Origin of the sequence: Streptomyces odontomachicola, assembly GCF_039605595.1 — a bacterium.
In the GTDB taxonomy this organism is placed as follows: domain Bacteria; phylum Actinomycetota; class Actinomycetes; order Streptomycetales; family Streptomycetaceae; genus Streptomyces.
Genome location: NZ_JBCFOK010000011.1, coordinates 25,744 through 41,565, shown reverse-complemented (window position 1 = coordinate 41,565; position 15,822 = coordinate 25,744). Strand labels below are relative to the sequence as shown.

Sequence of the window (15,822 nt, the reverse complement as noted above, 5' to 3'; positions counted from 1 at the left end):
TGCATGACCAGACCGCGCACCGGATTCCCCACGACGGCGCGTGCGTTCGCGATGACCGCCGGCTTAGGGCTCCTGCTGGGCGCCTGCTCGGGCGGCGGGCCCGTCTCGGGCTCGCCCGGCGGGGGCAGCACGCTGGTGATCGACACCTCGTTCAACCTCAAGACCGCCGACCCGGCGCGGGAGTTCGAGCCGACCGGGCACCTCGTGGACAAGGCGCTGTACGAGACGCTGCTGACCTACAAGGGCGGCGACGTGAGCAAGCCGGTGCCGGGGCTGGCCTCCTCGTACGAGCAGTCCGAGGACGGGAAGCGGCTCACGCTGCACCTGCGCGACGGGGCGAAGTTCTCCGACGGCAGCCCTGTGACCACCGAGGACGTGGTGTTCTCCCTCAAGCGGGTCAGCGCGCTCAAGGGCAACCCGGCGTTCCTGCTCGACGGCGTGGACGTGGCACGCAAGGACGCCTCCACCGTCGTCCTGACCAGCGAGAAGCCCAACCCGGCTCTGCCGTCCGTGCTCCCCAACCCGGCGCTCGGCATCGTGAACGCGAAGAAGGTGAAGGCGTACGGGGGCTCGGCGGAGGCGGGGAAGGCGGACACCGCGGAGCGGCACCTCAACGGCACGTCGGAGGGCTCGGGCCCGTACAGGCTCGCCGCCTTCGACACCACCAGCCAGGTCGTGCTGGAGAAGAACCCGAAGTACACCGGCCCCCAGCGGCCCGCGTACCAGAAGGTCGTGCTCCGCAACGTCAAAGCGCCCACGCAGCGGCTCAACGTGCAGCGCGGCGACAGCCAGATCGCGCTGGACCTCAACTCCGACCAGGTCAAGGGCCTGCGGGGCGGGCTCAAGCTGGTCCAGGGGCCGTCCTCGAACGTGATCTTCCTGCTGCTCAACAGGGATTCGCGGGTCAGCAAGGCCACGTCGGAGGAGAAGTTCGCGGAGGCGGTGCGCAAGGGGCTCGACTACCGGAGCCTGCGCGGGCTCGCTGGCTCCGGCTCCGTCCAGGCCGCCGGGATCATCCCGAGGAGCATCCCCGGCGCGCTGCCCGCGTCCGGCGCGGCCGAGCGCGATGTCACCGGCGCGGCGGCGGCGTTGAGGGACAGCGGGCTCAAGAAGCCCACGGTGACGCTCGGTTACGCCAGCGACATGACCATCGACGGACTCTCGCTCCAGTCCCTGGCGGAGCGGATCCAGGCGCAGCTCAAGGAGGTCGGCATCACCGTCAAGCTGGAGCCCGCCTCGACCGCGACGGAGATGGCCAAGTACCGCGGAGGGAAGGAGCAGATGGGCCTCTGGTACTGGGGCCCGGACTACCCGCATGCCAACGACTACCTGAGCTTCCTCCCCGGCGCGACGGTCGGGAAGCGCGCCGGCTGGAAGGCCGACGGCGACCCCGCGCTCTCCCGGCTCGGCGACAAGGCGGCCGTGACGATGGACGACGCGGCGCGCGAGAAGCAGTACGCGCAGATCCAGAAGCGGCTCAACACCCACGGCCCCTTCGTCCCGCTCATCCAGCCCAGCCGGAACACGGTCCACGCACCCACCGTCACCGGCGTCGCCTACAACCCGGTGTGGACGCTCGATGTCGCCGCGGTCGGGGCGAAGTGACCCGGTGAGAAGAAGCGACCCGCTGAGAAGAAGCGACTCCGCGAAAGGCGGTGGCGGGCGGCCGCTCGCCCGCCACCCCCTGGCGCGCTACCTCCTGCAACGCACGGGCGTGGCCGCGCTCCTGGCGCTCGGCGTGACCCTGGTGACCTTCGTGCTCACCAACGTCGTGCCGGGCGACCCGGCCGCGGCCAACCTCGGCCAGAGCGCGGTCGAGGACCCCTCCATCGTGGCCAGATTCCGCCACGAGCACGGACTCGACCAGCCGCTGCCCGCGCAGTACGCGCACTACCTCGGCAACCTCTTCCAAGGCGACCTCGGCGAATCCCAGCAGAGCCACCGGCCCGTGCTCACGGACCTCTCGCAGGCCGTCCCCGCGACGCTGGAGCTGGCCGGCGCCGCGATCGTCGTCTCGCTCGCCGCCGGCGTCCTCTTCGGCGTGGTCGCCGCGCTGCGCCGGGACCGCTTCACCGACCAACTGCTGCGCGTGGTCAGCCTGCTGGGCGTCTCGGTGCCGACCTTCTGGCTGGCCCTGCTCGCCTTCTACGTCTTCTTCTACCAGCTCGGCATCGCCCCCGGCAGCGGCCGCCTCGCGCCGGGAATGAGCGCTCCGCCGCACGTCACGGGGCTGTTCACGGTCGACGCCGCGCTGGCCGGGCAGTGGGCGGTGTTCCGGAGCGCCGTGGGCCATCTGCTCCTTCCGGCGCTGGTGCTCACCGCGTACACCGTCGGCCTGCTCACCCGCTTCACCCGCTCCGCCGTCCTGGAGGTGCTGAGCCAGGACTACATCCGCGCGGCCCGCGCCAAGGGCCTGCCGGGGCGCACGGTGCTGGTGCAGTACGTGCTGCGGGCCGCGCTCGTGCCCGTCGTCACGGTCGCCGGGCTGGCCTTCGGCACGCTGCTCTCGGGCACCGTGCTGGTCGAGTCGATCTTCGCCTGGCCCGGCCTGGGCGCGTACGCCTACAAGAGCACCACCACCCTCGACCTGCCCGCGGTCATGGGCGTCGGCCTGGTCGTCGCCCTCGTCTACCTGACCGTCAACCTCGCCGTCGACGTCCTGTACGGCGTGATCGATCCGAGGGTGAGGGTGCGATGAGGGGGAGGGCTTCCGTGAGGGTTTCTGCGAGGGGGAGGGCGGGGGCGCGATGAGCCTGTTCCGCTTCCGGCTCCTCAAGCGGCTGCCTCCCGCCTGGCGCAGGCCGCTCGCCGTGACCGGCGCCGTGGTCGGCGCGCTGTGGCTGGTCATCGCCCTCGCGGCCCCGCTGCTCGCCCCGTACAGCCCGCTCGCGCAGGAGCTCCCGCGGCTGGCCGGGCCGGGCGCCGGACACTGGCTGGGCACCGACGAGCTGGGCCGCGACCTGCTGAGCCGGGTGCTGTACGGGGCCCGCGTGTCCATTCCCCTAGCGCTGCTCCTGGTCACGCTGTCCCTGCTAGTCGGCGGGGTGCTCGGTGCCTGCGCGGGGTACTTCGGGCGGTGGGTGGACGAGACCGTGATGCGGGTGGCCGACCTCGTTTTCGCGTTCCCGACCGTGATCCTGGCCATGGTCGTCGCCGCCGCGCTCGGCGCGAGCCTGCGCAACGCGGTGCTCGCCGTGCTCGTCGTCGCCTGGCCCTCGTACGCGCGCGTCACCCGCGGCCTCGTGCTGGGCCTGCGGTCGCGTGAATTCGTGCTGAGCGGGCGGCTGCTGGGGTTCTCCGCGTGGCGGTCGCTGCGCGTGGACGTGCTGCCGAACGTGCTCGGGCCGCTGCTCGTGCTCGCCACGCTCGACATCGGCACCGCGACGCTGCTGCTGTCCGGCCTCTCCTTCCTGGGGCTCGGCGCCAAGCCGCCGACGGCGGAGTGGGGCGCGATGGTGGCGGCCGGGACCCAGCAGTTCGACATGTGGTGGATCGGGGTCTTCCCCGGCCTCGCGATCCTCACCGTCGTCCTCGCCTTCAACTTCCTCGGCGACGCGCTGCGCGACGCCCTCGACCCCGCGACGGCCCAGACCCTCGGCGCGCAGAAGGAGCGGGCGGCGTGAGGCGGCCGGAGAGGGACGAGGGGTACGCGGGCGCTGACGTGTCCGGTGGCGGTGAGGGCGACGGCGTGCTGGAGATCGCCGGGCTCACGCTCGATCTGCCCGCGCGCGTCGGCGGGTTCCGGCGCGTGCTGCACGGCGTCGACCTCCCGCTGCGGCGCGGGCGCATCCACGGGCTGGCGGGGGAGAGCGGCTCGGGCAAGACCATGACCGGGCTGGCCGTCCTGGGCCTGCTGCCCGAGGGCGCCCGCACCGGCGGCGAGATCCTGCTCGACGGCACCGATCTGCTGAGCCTGCCGCCCCGGCGGATCGCGGCGCTGCGCGGTCGCGTAGTGAGCATGGTCTTCCAGGATCCGGCCACGTCCCTGCACCCGATGCTCAGCATCGGACACCAGCTCACGGACCACGTACGCCACCACAGGAAGCTGAGCCGGAAGGCCGCGCGGGACCGGGCCGTCGAACTGCTCCGGCAGGTCCGCATCCCGGAGCCCGAGGCGGCGCTGCGGAGCTATCCGCACCAGTTCTCCGGCGGTATGCGCCAGCGCATCGCCCTCGCCATCGCGCTGGCCTGCGAACCGAGCGTGCTGATCGCCGACGAGCCGACCACCGCGCTCGACGTCACCGTGCAGGCCGGGGTGCTGCGCCTGCTGCGCGGCCTGTGCGACGAACTCGGCCTCGCCGTCCTCCTCGTCACCCACGACCTCGGCGTGATGTCCGCCGTCGCCGACACCGTGAGCGTGCTGCGGGACGGCCGCGTGGTGGAGAGCGGGCCGCGCGCCGAGGTGCTGACCGTGCCACGGCACGCGTACACCCGCGAGCTCCTGGACGCGCTCCCCGGAAGGAACACCGGATGACCCCCCACGAACGGCCGCTCCCGCTCCTTTCCGTCGACGGTCTTGTGGTCCACCACCGGCGACCGGGCGCGCCGCCGGTCCGCGCCGTGTCCGGGGCCGGCCTCCAGGTACGGGCCGGTGAAGTGCTCGGTCTGGTGGGCGAGTCGGGCTGCGGAAAGTCGACACTGGCGCGCGCGGTGTGCGGACTCACGGCGCCGGTCTCGGGGAGCGTCACCTTCGACGGCACGCCGGTGCGTCCGCTGCGTGCGCGTCGCCGTGACCTCGGGCTGACCGCTGTGCAGATGGTGTTCCAGGACCCGTACGGTTCGCTCAACCCGCGCCGCAGGGTGGGCGCGCAGCTCGCCGACGGCCTGCGTACGGCGGCGGCGCGCGGCGTGGCGGACGCGGGGGATCCGTGCGAACTCCTGGGACGCGTCGGGCTTCCCGCGAGCGCGGCGCGCCGCTATCCGCACGAGTTCTCCGGCGGGCAGCGGCAGCGCATCGCCCTCGCGCGCGCCCTCGCCGCGCGGCCCCGGCTGCTCATCGCCGACGAGCCGATCTCCGCGCTGGACGCCTCGGCCCAGCTCGACGTGGCCGCGCTGATGCGGAACCTGGCCCTCGAATCGGGTGCAGGGCTGCTCTTCATCAGCCACGACCTGTCGGTGGTACGGCTCATCGCGGACCGTGTCGCGGTGATGTACCTCGGCCGGATCGTGGAGACGGGGGACACGGCCGCGCTCTGGTCCGGCCCCCGGCACCCGTACACCCGCGCCCTGCTGGACGCCGTCCCGCACCCCGACGGCGCAGGCACCCTCCCCACCGAACTCCCCGGCGACGTCCCCGACCCCGCAGCCCCGCCCACGGGCTGCGCCTTCCACCCACGCTGCCCCCGGGCCTTCGAGGGCTGCGACACGGAGGAACCGGAGCTGGGGGAGGAGGGGGTGGCGTGTCGGTTGTATTCGGGGGCGTGAGGGCCCCTCGCGCCGGACAGGCCCCCCGACCTCGGTGATCACCGCGTGCTCGTACGACGTACCCGTACGGCTCACCCGTAAGACGGGGCCGCACAGCGACGAGGCGAGAGGGCCCTGCACCGACCCCCACTCACCCCAACGCAGTGCGTCAAGGTGTCAGAGGGGGCGCCGGCGTGGAGAGGTGGAGGGAAAGTGATGGCCCACGACGGGAGAACCCCCATGCGTATCCGCACCGTAGCCGCGACCGTCCTCCTGGCGATCGGCGCAGCCCTGGCCACCGCCACCACGGCGTCGGCGTCCGACGACCCCCAGAACCTGACCCCGCGTGAGCAGGCGGGCCTGGAGGCGGCGACGACGGTGGTCAGCTCGCTCCTCGGCGGGGGCGGAGGCGGTGCCCCGGCCGGCAACTGACGCCGCGCGCCGCGCCTCCCGTGACGCGTGAGGCGTATCCGCGACTGCGGGCCGCCCCGGGGTGAGCTCCCCGGGGCGGCCCGCGATCCCCTCGTACCCCGGCCCCTCAGGCGGTCGTCGCGCTCTCCGCACCGACCGCCGCGGCAGCGGGCTCGGGCCGGCCCTCCAGGCGCCGCCGGTACGTCTCCGGCGCCAGGCTCATCGCCACGGCGGCGACCACGGCGCCCCCAGCGATCATCGCCGCGACGCTCATCGCGACGTGCGAGGTCTCCAGGAGGGAGGCGGCGATCAGCGGGGTGAAGCCGCCGAGGAGCACGGATCCCGCCTGGTAGCCGATGGACATGCCGCTGTAGCGGACGCGCGGGGTGAACAGCTCCGCGTAGAAGGCGGACAGCGGCGCGTAGACCGCGCCGTGCGGGATGCCCAGCATGATCACCAGCGCGACCGTGACCAGCAGCGGGCTGCGGGTGTCCAGCAGCCAGAAGAACGGCACCGCGTACAGGGCCATGAAGACCGCGCCGAAGAGGAAGACCGGCTTCCGCCCCAGCCGGTCGGAGAGCGCGCCCCACAGCGGCAGGACCGCGATGTTCACGGCGGCGGCGATGAGTTCGGCGGTGAGCCCGGACTGCTGGTCCATGCCGAGGTGCCCGGTGAGATAGGCCAGCACGAAGGTGGAGATCAGGTAGTAGTTGCCGCCCTCGGCGAAGCGCACGCCGAAGGCGATCAGGATCTCCTTGCCGTGCGTGCGCACCGCCTCGATCAGCGGCATCCTGGCCACTCCCGACTCCTCGGTGACCTCCTTGAAGGAGTCGGACTCGGTGAGCCTGTAGCGCATGTAGAAGCCGAAGGCCGCCAGCACGATGCTGACCAGGAACGGCAACCGCCAGCCCCAGGCCATCAGTTGGGCCTCGGGCAGCAGCGAGACCAGGCTGAACGCGCCGGTCCCCAGCAGCAGTCCGGCCGAGACGCCCGTCTGCGGCCACGCGCCGTAGAGGCCGCGGCGCCCCGGCGGCGCGTGTTCCACGGCGAGCAGCGCGGCCCCGCCCCACTCGCCGCCGACCGCGAGCCCCTGGAAGATCCGCAGGACGAGCAGCAGCACCGGTGCCCAGATGCCGATCTGGGCGAAGGTCGGCAGCACGCCGATGAGCGTCGTGGCGATGCCCATCACGGTGAGCGTGACCACCATCGTGGCCTTGCGTCCCAGCTTGTCGCCGAAGTGCCCGGCGATCAGCCCGCCCAGCGGTCTGGCGATGAACCCGACGGCGAAGGTCGCGAACGAGGCCAGCGTCCCGGTGGCCGGACTGACGTTGCTGAAGAAGAGCTTGTCGAACAGCAGCGCGGCCGCCGTGCCGTACACGGTGAAGTCGTACCACTCGATGACGCTGCCGATGGTGCTGGACGTGAGCGTGCGGGCGGGGGACGGGGCGGGCGCGCCACCCGCCCCCGGGTCCTGCGGGGTCTCCTTGGCGGTGACCGACATGTGCGCCTCCTTGCGCTGGCCGGTGGGGCGGTGCGGGTGGTCAGCGCGCGGCGGACGAGTCCTCGCGGGTGACGGAGCCTTCGGGCGCCCAAGTCAGCGGCGCGTCGGCGTACTTGGCCGCGCGCACATCGCCCGAGCGCGCGTGCCCCTCGAAGAGCTCGACCCGCGCGGCGCGCCCGCACACCTCGCCGAGCTCGGCGCTGGAGGCGGGGTTCGTGACCTCCTGGTAGGTCACGGTCTTGAGGTACTTGCCGACCCAGAGCCCGCCCGTGTAGCGGGCCGCGCCGCGGGTGGGGAGCACGTGGTTGGTGCCGATGACCTTGTCCCCGTACGAGACGCAGGTGCCCTCGCCGAGGAAGAGCGCGCCGTAGTTGCGCATCTTGTCCAGCGCCTCGCGCGGCTGCCGGGTGAGGATCTGCACGTGCTCGCTGGCGTACTCGTCGGCCAGCGCGTACGCCGCGTCCAAGTCGTCCACCACGTGCACCTGGCCGTGGTCGCGCCAGGCGGGCTCGGCGTTGTCGCGGGTGGGCATGCCGGGCAGCAGCTTCTCGATCTGCTCGATCACCTGCCGGCCCAGGTCCTCGGAGGTGGTGATCAGCACGGCGGGCGAGTCGGGCCCGTGCTCGGCCTGGCTGAGCAGGTCGACGGCGGTGACGAAGGGGTCGGCGTGCTCGTCGGCGACGACGAGGATCTCGGTCGGCCCCGCGAACAGGTCGATGCCGATCTCCCCGTACAGCTGCCGCTTGGCCTCGGCGACGAAGGCGTTGCCGGGCCCGGCGAGCATGTCCACGCGGCCCATCGACTCGGTGCCCAGCGCCATGCTGACCACGGCCTGCACGCCGCCGAGCAGGTGGATCTCGTCGGCGCCCGCGAGGTGCATGGCGGCGACGGTGGCCTCGGGGACCTCGCCGCGGATGGGCGGGGTGCAGGCGACCACGCGCGGGACGCCGGCGGTCTTCGCGGTGAGGATGGTCATGTGCGCCGAGGCGAGCAGCGGGTAGCGGCCGCCCGGCACATAGGCGCCGGCCGCCGAGACCGGCAGGTGCTTCTGGCCGAGGTGCACGCCGGGCAGCGTCTCCACCTCGAACTCCCGCATGCTGGCGAGCTGCTGCTCGGCGAAGTGCCGCACCTGCCGCTGCACGAAGCGGATGTCCTCGAGGACCTGCTCCGGTACGCGGGAGACGATCTCCTCGATGCGCTCGGGGGAGAGCCGGAAGCTGTCGGGCTGCCAGCCGTCGAAGCGGCCCGAGTAGTCGCGGACCGCGGCGTCCCCGCGCTCGCGGACGTCCTCGATGATCGCCGCGACCTTCTCCCTGACGTCGGCGCGCGCGGCCGAGGCGGCGGCGGATCCGGTGGCGGACTTGAGGGTGAGCGACATGTTCTGCTCCCTGCATGTGTACGTATTCATGGCGCGGCACGAACACTAGACCCGCTAGTGTGTATACGTAAACACCCTGTTTCCCGCAGGGTGCGTCACCGCTTGTCCGCGCAGCTCAGACCCGTACCGTCACCTTGGAGGACCGCATGGTCACCAGCCGCGACGTCGCCCGGCTCGCCGGGGTCTCGCAGGCGACCGTCTCCCGCGTGCTGCAGGGGAGCAGCAGCGTCTCCGAGGGGACGGCGGAACGGGTGCGGGCCGCGATGCAGGAGACCGGCTACCGCCCGCACGCGGCGGCGCGCACCATGCGCACCAGCAGGACGGCCACCGTCGGCGTCGTCGTCTCCGACATCACCAACCCCTTCTATCCCCAACTCCTGGAAGCCGTCGCCGAGTCGCTGGAGCGGGCGGGGCAGCGCATGGTGCTGTGGAACGCAGCGGGCAGCGGGCAGGAGGGCGCGCTCGCCGCGATGCAGGAACGCACCGTGGACGGGCTGATCTTCACCGCCGCGACCGACGAGCTGCCGGCGGGGGCCGACGCCGCCGGCCCCGTCGTCCTTCTCCACCGCGGCCTGGAGAATTCCCCGTACGACCAGGTCACCACCGACAACGTGCAGGGCGGACGGCTGGTCGCGGACTACCTGGCGGGGACCGGGCACCGCCGCATCGGCTACCTCGCGGGCCCGCCCAGGCCCAGCACCTCGCGGGACCGCGAGCGCGGTTTCACCGACCGGCTGGGCGAACACGGCCTGCCCCTGGACCCGCGCCTCACCGCGTACGGCGGCTTCGACCACGGCACGGCGCGCGCCGCGATGCGCGAACTGCTGTCACTGCCCGAGCCGCCGACTGCCGTCTTCTGCGCCAACGACCTCACCGCGCTGGGCGCGCTGGACGCCGCGGTCTCCCTGGGTCGCCGCGTGCCGGAGGACGTATGGGTGATCGGTTACGACGACATCGCGATGGCCTCATGGGACTCCTTCGCCCTGACCACGGTCCGCCAGCCGACGGTCGAGATGTCGAGAGCGGCGGTCCGCCTGCTGCTGGAACGCATGGAGAACCCTCAACTGCCCCCGAGGTCCGAGACGTTCCCGAGCGAGCTGGTGGTCCGGGGGAGCTCGGCGTACGTGGAGCTGGGTGGCTGAGCAGGTCTGCTTCAAGGGCGCGCGGGGGCGCGCCGAAAGGGGCGGACCCGCGGTGTTGCGGGATCCGCCCCTCGTGCGCGTGCTGGGGGTCAGACGCGGTCGGCCGCGATCAGGAGGTACTGGAAGGAGCCGTCCTTGTAGGAGTTGATGAACGCCTCCTCGATGCCGGTGACCAGGGAGGAGGTCGCGCGCAGCTCCCAGTACGGGAGGGTCGCGGCTGTCAGGTCGACGACGGCCGCCGGGACGAGGCGGTTGTCGGCCATCGCGCGCAGGTACTCCCGGCGGGAGTGGATGTTGCACTCGAAGTGCGCGTTGATCTGGGACACGTACTTGGAGGGCTGCCCGTACCGCGGGTTCCAGCAGCCGGTGATGGTCACGTAGCGGCCGCCCACGGCGAGCACCCGGGAGTGCTCGGCGAACAGGTCGTGCAGGTCGACGTACATGGTCGACTCGTTGTTCCACGAGGCCGCCGCCTGCCCCGTCTCGAACGGCATGTCGAGCATGTTGCAGACGTGGGCCTGCACATGGTCCTCGATGCCGAGCTCCTTCGCGCGCCCGTTGGCGAAGTCGGCCTGCTTGGTGGAGAGCGTGACGCCCTCGACCGAGCAGCCGAAGCGCTGGTGCGCCATGACCATCGAACCGCCGCGCCCGCAGCCCGCGTCCACCAGCGTGTCGTCGTGCCCGATGGAGCCGACGTGGTCGAGGAGCACCTGGGTCTGCGCCGACTCCAGGCGGTGGAGCTCGGCGATCAGCCGTTGTTCGTAGTCGCTGTCGTGGCTGTCCCCGAGAGCCGCGTGGTCGACCTCGCCGACACCGTAGTGGTGGTGGTAGAGCCCGTCGACGTCGCCGAGGCGGAGGTTCACCGGCCTGGCCTCCTGGTCCCAGTAGCGGGCGATGTCGCTCTGGTAGGGCGACGCCGGAGCCGGGACGAACGCGGAGGGAGACTTGACGTTGGTGAACGGAGTGCTTGCCAAGGAAGGGGTCCTTTCTTACAGGAAATCAGGCAGGCTGTACCGGTAGGTATTGGTCTGGTGCCAGTAGTGGTTGCCGTCGACCCACGCGGCCACCCCGCGCAGGAAGCGCAGCACGGTGGGGACCGGGAAGGCGGCCGCCAGCGCGGCGGCCTCGTCCTCGAAGCGGTGCATCAGCTCGTTGTGCACCTCGATGCCCTTGAGGTAGGCGTCCCGCTCGGAGAGGCCCTCCCGCTCGGCCAGCACCACGGGCAGGTTGAGGTGCAGGCCGGGGCTCTTGAGCTCCTTGGTGTAGGAGTAGAGGTCGTTGACGATCGTGGTCGCGTTGCTCGCCAGCGCGATCACGCGCTGCATGGCGGGGCGCGCGTGCAGGTCCGCCTGGAGCTCGTAGCCCCCGCAGGTGTCGGTGATGGTCGGACAGGGGCGGAAGTTGTTGAACTGGCGCATCGCCAGGTACTCCCACACCTCCGGCACCGCCTCCTCCTGCGCCCACGCGGCCTCGGCGAGATAGCCCAGGTGCAGCCGCGCCATGTCGTGCCGGTAGCGGTCGGCCTGCGAGGCGGTGGCGTACTGCAGGAAGTAGTCCATCGCGGACCGGTAGGCGCGCCGGGGCGCGTCCGACTCCAGGGACTCCAGCCACGGCGGCTCGTACTCCCGCGTGGTGTGGAAGGGGTCGAGCGCCGTGTGCGCCAGCAGCAGCCGGCTGCCGAGGCCGATGGGGGAGCCGCCGTGGTCCTCGCAGTAGCAGTCGTCCACCGCGTTCTCGGCGACCATCAGCCGCGCCGCGAGCATCAGGTGGTCCACGCTGGGCGCGTCGGGATGGCAGGCGACCATGTAGCGCCCGACGGCGAAGCCGTCGAACTGGTCCTCCCACTCCGGCGGATAGGCCCGCACCTCGTGCACCGCCCACGCCTTGATCCGGCTGTCCACCTCCGCGACCCGCACCGGGTCGGGCTCGGCGATGGGGTGGTAGTAGAGCCCCGGGATCGGGTGGCCCTGCCCGGCCGTCGTGCCGGCCGCGGGCTCCTCGCATGTCCCGGGCTCCGCGCATGCGGCGGTCTCGTCGCGCGCCCCGGACTCCTGGAGCCCGGCCGCGTCGGGGGCCGCTTCCGCGGGAGGCGCCGGCGCCTCGGGGGACGCCGCTTCCGCGCGGGACGCCGGATACAGCCCCGCCGTGCCCAGCCCGGTGGGCCCGCGCAGAAGGCGCTCCAGTACGGGCCCCGACTGCCGCACCACGGCCGCGCCCTCCTCCTCTTCCGGGAGGGATCTCGCGGCCGGCGCGTCCGGCGCCGGGAGGGGTACGGAGGGCGGTCCCGGCAGGGTGGGCGCAGGGGGAGGCCCCGCTTCGGACATCCGTGGCTCCTTGCTGGTGTGGGTGGGTCTTCCCTGCCCGTTCCTGCGGTCCGAGGGCGAAGGGGAAAGAGTGGGGTGAATCCATAGGAAGCCGTGCAGTTCGCTGGCCACAGTACGACCGGTAACCCCGCCAACGCCCCATGGGACAAGCGGAGTTACCTCGATGCGGCGTTCTTGGCCCGCACCGGGTTTATCTCAACGAGCAATGTCATCAAGACAGTTGGGATCACTCCGTGTTTGCTGCTCAGCACGAGGCGAACCGGGCCGCTCCGGCCACAGCCGAGCCCCGCAGCCCCGAAGACCACCCCGCGTCGCGCCGCGCGCCCCCGCCCGCGGGGTTCCGGGGCGAAAGGAATCTGCCAGACGTACGGGTGAGAGGTTCCGAACGTGTGGGCGAGCCGCGTACGCGAAGCTGTGGGGCGGGGTCGCCCCGTACCGGCGTCCGCTCTCCCGTACCGCGTCCGTGCGTCGCGAACTGCCCAGGTCACGCAGCGGTGCATGTAGTGCTATGCGTGCCATTTGGTACGGAAGACCGCAGAAGCGGAAAGATCCAGTCGGGGTTCTTCGTACGGGCGTTCCTCTTTTAGGCTCTGCGGCATGCCGCTCTTCCGATCCCGCCGTGGTCAGCGACCTCGGATCGCGCCTGAGCTCGACGACGACGCGCTCGCCAAGGTGCTCAAGGTGCTCGACGCCCCGCCGGCGCCGGGCCTCATCGAGCTCCACATCGCACAGGTGCAGCGCGCCCTGGACGAGCCGGGCAAGGACTGGGACCGGCGCTCGCACCGGCTGTCCGTGCTGGCCGAGCGCACGGGCGACACGCACCTGCCGCAGGCGTGGGTCTCCCGCGCCCCGCGCACCGCCGACGCGCTGCTGCTCAAGGCGCAGGTGGATCTGCGGCACGGCCAGCGGGGCGGCGCCCTGGCCGACCCGCAGGCCACCATCGGGCTGTGCCACCGCGTCGCCGAGCTGCACCCCGACGACCCGGCGCCCTGGGTGGTGCTGCTCGGGGCGCTGCGTCTGATGCGGCGGCCCTCCCAGGAGGTCTTCCCGGTGTGGGAGGAGATCATGGCCCGCGACACCTGGAACCGCGAGGCCTTCCTGCACATGACCGGCTACCTCGCGGCCGAGGAGTGCGGCTCGCACATGCAGCTCCTCGACTTCGTCGACGCCGCACGCGCGCGCATGCCCGCCGACGCGCCCGCGATCGGCGCGGAGCTGGTCTCGGTCGTACGGCGCCAGCACAGGTCGGCCGCGAGCGGCTCCGGCGACCTCGCCGATTCGCTCATGGCGCGCGAGCAGTGGGCGCACCCGCCGGTGTCCACCCTTCTGGAGCGGGCGCACCAGGAGTGGACGCGGCCCGGGTTCCTGCGCCACGCGGCGGCGCTGGCCGACCTGAACCTGCTGGCGTACGCGCTGATCCAGGCCGACAGGCTCACCGCGGCGGCCGACGCGTTCCAGGCCATCGGCACGACCGTGACCGCCTGGCCGTGGCGCCTGGACGGCGACCCGCTGGAGCGCTTCCAGCTCTGGAGGGAGCGCGCACTGCGCTGAATCCCCTGGTCAGGCGCTTCGAGGCCCCGCTGTCAGAGGCGCTGGGTAGGGTCGGAGCATCCGCCGTCCCCCGTAAAGCGGCATCTGCCAGGGCAGGGGCGTGTGGTGAGCGGCAGGCCGGGGGAGGAGTGGGTGGTCAGGGTCGCGGATGCGGCGGAAGTCCGCCCCGCGGAAGGGCGCGTACGAGACGAGCACGAGCGTGTACGGGACGAGTGCCGGCGCGTACGGGCGCGGGGCACGACCGGAAGATGGGGATGTTTCGCGTGACGGCCACGGCGTCGGATGCGGAGGAGGCCCGGCGGGTCGCGGGTCTGGTGGAGGCGCAGGAGAAGGCGGTCGCGCTGTTCGCCGAGGTGGAGGCGCGCGGCCTGGTGGCGCCAGGCGTGGGCGAGCGCGAGGCCAGCGACCGCGTGCGTGACCTGGCCAACGAGATGTTCGGCACCACCAAGCACTGGCACAAGCGGATCATCCGCTCCGGCCCCAACACCCTCTATCCGTACCGGGAGAATCCGCCGGACCGGACCATCGCCGAGGACGACGTCGCCTTCGCCGACTTCGGCCCGATCTTCGAGCAGTACGAGGCGGACTTCGGCCGCACCTACGTCTTCGGCGGCGACCCGCACAAGCTCCGGCTGCTGCGGGACCTGCCGGGCCTCTTCGACGCGGGGCGCGCCGCCTTCGCCGCCGACCCGCTGATCACGGGGCGGCGGCTGCACGCCGAGATGGCGCGTCTGGCGGCCGAGGCGGGCTGGAGCCTGGGGACCTGGCACACCGGCCACCTGGTGGGCGAGTTCCCGCACGAGACGAACGAGGGCGCCGAGACGGAGTCGTACATCGCGCCGGACAACGACACCCCCATGCGCCGCACCGACCGCAAGGGGCAGACCTGCCACTGGATCCTAGAGGTCCATCTCGTGGACCGCGCACGGGGGTTCGGCGGCTTCTACGAGCAACTGCTGGACCTGGCCTGAACGGCACGGGAGGCCGACGGCACACGCCGCCGCCCTAGGGCCGGTGCGGGGGCGCGTATGTCTTGTTGTCTCTACCCCCGCCTGATATCCACGCTCGAAATCATCAACGCGTGGGGGTGTTCGGTGGCGAGTTCAGTGCTCCGCTTCAACCAGGCTGCTCCCGGCCTGGAGCGGGAAGACGTGGCCGCGCGCTACCGCGCGACGGTCGAGATGGCCGCCTTCGCCGACGAGGCCGGCCTCGACATGGTGACCCTGGAGGAGCACCACGGCGCCGACAACGGCTGGAGCCCCGCGCCGCTGGCGACCGCCGGCGCCGTGCTCGGCGCGAGCCGCCGGATCGCGGTCATGGTCAGCGCGCTGATCACCCCGCTCTACGATCCGCTGCGCCTCGCGGAGGAGACGGCGGTGCTCGACCACATCGGGCGCGGCCGGCTGAGCCTGGTGGCGGGCATCGGGTACCGGCCCGAGGAGTACGAGATGTTCGACCGCGAGTGGAAGCGCCGCGGCCGCCTCCAGGACGAGGTGCTGGAGACCCTCCTCGCGGCGTGGACCGGCGAGCCCTTCACCTATCGCGGCCGCACCGTGCGCGTGACCCCGCCGCCCTACACGCGGCCGCACCCTCCGCTGCTGGTCGGCGGCACCTCGATGGCCGCCGTGCGCCGCGCCGTACGCCTGCGGCTGCCGTTCTTCTCCGCCGACCACCTCCCCGAACTGGCCGATTCCTACAACGCGCTGGCCGCCGAGGAGGGCTTCGAGGGCGGCTTCGCGCTGCTGCCGCCGAGCAGTTCGCAGTTCGTGTTCTGCACCGAGGACCCGGACCGCGCGTGGGCCGAACACGGCGAGCACTTCCTCCACGAGGCCCGCACCTATTCCGGCTGGCAGCGCCCCGAGATCAGTTCGGCCGCCGCCTCGCACGCCAACGAGACCGTCGACCAGCTCCGCGCCGAGGGCGTCTACCGCTGCCTGACCCCGGAGGAGTGCGTGGCCGAGGCGCGCGAGCAGGGCCCGCTCGGCGCCCTGATCCTGCACCCGCTGTGCGGCGGGCTGCCGATCGAGGCGGGCTGGAGCAGCCTGCAGTTGTACGCGGACCGGGTGCTGCCGCGGTTGAAGGAGACGGCGGCGGCGTAGGTCTCTTCTCGCG

Annotated in this window: 14 protein-coding genes; 10 read left to right on the top strand and 4 right to left on the bottom strand. The window is 72.3% G+C overall.

Annotation, left to right across the window (positions count from 1 at the left end; genetic code table 11):
* The first annotated feature begins 3 nt into the window (after positions 1 to 3).
* The 6 genes from ABEE00_RS20810 (at position 4) to ABEE00_RS20785 (ending at position 5,835) form a co-directional block, all read left to right on the top strand.
* Positions 4 to 1,605, top strand: coding sequence for an ABC transporter substrate-binding protein (locus ABEE00_RS20810; protein ID WP_345747101.1), 1,602 nt, complete (start codon positions 4 to 6; stop codon positions 1,603 to 1,605).
* Entirely contained in the window at positions 1,580 to 2,698 is a 1,119-nt protein-coding gene (locus ABEE00_RS20805; RefSeq protein ID WP_345747100.1) for an ABC transporter permease, read from the top strand. Before ABEE00_RS20810 ends, ABEE00_RS20805 begins: the two co-directional genes overlap by 26 nt.
* Before the next feature lie 49 nt (positions 2,699 to 2,747).
* Complete coding sequence (locus ABEE00_RS20800) at positions 2,748 to 3,623, top strand: ABC transporter permease (protein WP_345747099.1); 876 nt, start codon at positions 2,748 to 2,750, stop codon at positions 3,621 to 3,623.
* The gene (locus ABEE00_RS20795) at positions 3,620 to 4,474 is read left to right on the top strand and encodes an ABC transporter ATP-binding protein (RefSeq protein ID WP_345747098.1); all 855 of its coding nucleotides are present in this window, start codon (positions 3,620 to 3,622) and stop codon (positions 4,472 to 4,474) included. The genes ABEE00_RS20800 and ABEE00_RS20795 overlap by 4 nt, the downstream gene beginning before the upstream one ends.
* Positions 4,471 to 5,424 carry an ABC transporter ATP-binding protein gene (locus tag ABEE00_RS20790; RefSeq protein WP_345747097.1) on the top strand — a complete coding sequence of 318 codons (954 nt, stop codon included), beginning with the start codon at positions 4,471 to 4,473 and terminating at the stop codon, positions 5,422 to 5,424. Before ABEE00_RS20795 ends, ABEE00_RS20790 begins: the two co-directional genes overlap by 4 nt.
* A gap of 219 nt (positions 5,425 to 5,643) precedes the next feature.
* On the top strand, positions 5,644 to 5,835 hold the full coding sequence (locus ABEE00_RS20785; protein ID WP_345747096.1) for a hypothetical protein: 192 nt from the start codon (positions 5,644 to 5,646) through the stop codon (positions 5,833 to 5,835).
* Positions 5,836 to 5,941: 106 nt separating this feature from the next.
* Here the strand turns inward: ABEE00_RS20785 and ABEE00_RS20780 are convergent, their stop codons facing one another.
* Positions 5,942 to 7,315 carry an MFS transporter gene (locus tag ABEE00_RS20780; protein WP_345747095.1) on the bottom strand — a complete coding sequence of 458 codons (1,374 nt, stop codon included), beginning with the start codon at positions 7,313 to 7,315 and terminating at the stop codon, positions 5,942 to 5,944.
* Positions 7,316 to 7,355: 40 nt separating this feature from the next.
* Complete coding sequence (hisD, locus tag ABEE00_RS20775; protein WP_345747094.1) at positions 7,356 to 8,693, bottom strand: histidinol dehydrogenase; 1,338 nt, start codon at positions 8,691 to 8,693, stop codon at positions 7,356 to 7,358.
* A 146-nt stretch (positions 8,694 to 8,839) separates the two neighbouring features.
* Between hisD and ABEE00_RS20770 the strand changes: the two genes are divergently transcribed.
* Complete coding sequence (locus tag ABEE00_RS20770) at positions 8,840 to 9,835, top strand: LacI family DNA-binding transcriptional regulator (protein WP_345747093.1); 996 nt, start codon at positions 8,840 to 8,842, stop codon at positions 9,833 to 9,835.
* Between the two features lie 89 nt (positions 9,836 to 9,924).
* On the opposite strand, the gene ABEE00_RS20765 is transcribed toward ABEE00_RS20770, so the two are convergent.
* Both ABEE00_RS20765 and ABEE00_RS20760 read right to left on the bottom strand, forming a co-directional pair.
* The gene (locus ABEE00_RS20765; protein WP_345747092.1) at positions 9,925 to 10,809 is read right to left on the bottom strand and encodes a geranyl diphosphate 2-C-methyltransferase; all 885 of its coding nucleotides are present in this window, start codon (positions 10,807 to 10,809) and stop codon (positions 9,925 to 9,927) included.
* Positions 10,810 to 10,824: 15 nt separating this feature from the next.
* Positions 10,825 to 12,159: a family 2 encapsulin nanocompartment cargo protein terpene cyclase gene (locus tag ABEE00_RS20760; RefSeq protein ID WP_345747091.1), complete on the bottom strand. Its 1,335-nt coding sequence runs from the start codon at positions 12,157 to 12,159 to the stop codon at positions 10,825 to 10,827.
* 597 nt (positions 12,160 to 12,756) lie between these two features.
* Between ABEE00_RS20760 and ABEE00_RS20755 the strand changes: the two genes are divergently transcribed.
* The 3 genes from ABEE00_RS20755 (at position 12,757) to ABEE00_RS20745 (ending at position 15,809) form a co-directional block, all read left to right on the top strand.
* Entirely contained in the window at positions 12,757 to 13,710 is a 954-nt protein-coding gene (locus tag ABEE00_RS20755) for a hypothetical protein (RefSeq protein WP_345747090.1), read from the top strand.
* A 254-nt stretch (positions 13,711 to 13,964) separates the two neighbouring features.
* Positions 13,965 to 14,681: a M24 family metallopeptidase gene (locus ABEE00_RS20750; protein ID WP_345747287.1), complete on the top strand. Its 717-nt coding sequence runs from the start codon at positions 13,965 to 13,967 to the stop codon at positions 14,679 to 14,681.
* A 123-nt stretch (positions 14,682 to 14,804) separates the two neighbouring features.
* The gene (locus tag ABEE00_RS20745; protein ID WP_345747089.1) at positions 14,805 to 15,809 is read left to right on the top strand and encodes an LLM class flavin-dependent oxidoreductase; all 1,005 of its coding nucleotides are present in this window, start codon (positions 14,805 to 14,807) and stop codon (positions 15,807 to 15,809) included.
* Positions 15,810 to 15,822 lie beyond the last annotated feature (13 nt).

Excerpts from the sequence above, each read along its gene's own strand:
- hisD (WP_345747094.1), bottom strand. The coding sequence starts at position 8,693 with ATGTCGCTCACCCTCAAGTCCGCCACCGGATCCGCCGCCGCCTCGGCC.
- ABEE00_RS20770 (WP_345747093.1), top strand. The coding sequence starts at position 8,840 with ATGGTCACCAGCCGCGACGTCGCCCGGCTCGCCGGGGTCTCGCAGGCG.
- ABEE00_RS20780 (WP_345747095.1), bottom strand. The coding sequence starts at position 7,315 with ATGTCGGTCACCGCCAAGGAGACCCCGCAGGACCCGGGGGCGGGTGGC.
- ABEE00_RS20800 (WP_345747099.1), top strand. The coding sequence starts at position 2,748 with ATGAGCCTGTTCCGCTTCCGGCTCCTCAAGCGGCTGCCTCCCGCCTGG.
- ABEE00_RS20805 (WP_345747100.1), top strand. The coding sequence starts at position 1,580 with ATGTCGCCGCGGTCGGGGCGAAGTGACCCGGTGAGAAGAAGCGACCCG.
- ABEE00_RS20790 (WP_345747097.1), top strand. The coding sequence starts at position 4,471 with ATGACCCCCCACGAACGGCCGCTCCCGCTCCTTTCCGTCGACGGTCTT.
- ABEE00_RS20760 (WP_345747091.1), bottom strand. The coding sequence starts at position 12,159 with ATGTCCGAAGCGGGGCCTCCCCCTGCGCCCACCCTGCCGGGACCGCCC.
- ABEE00_RS20750 (WP_345747287.1), top strand. The coding sequence starts at position 13,965 with ATGTTTCGCGTGACGGCCACGGCGTCGGATGCGGAGGAGGCCCGGCGG.
- ABEE00_RS20785 (WP_345747096.1), top strand. The coding sequence starts at position 5,644 with ATGCGTATCCGCACCGTAGCCGCGACCGTCCTCCTGGCGATCGGCGCA.
- ABEE00_RS20810 (WP_345747101.1), top strand. The coding sequence starts at position 4 with ATGACCAGACCGCGCACCGGATTCCCCACGACGGCGCGTGCGTTCGCG.
- ABEE00_RS20755 (WP_345747090.1), top strand. The coding sequence starts at position 12,757 with ATGCCGCTCTTCCGATCCCGCCGTGGTCAGCGACCTCGGATCGCGCCT.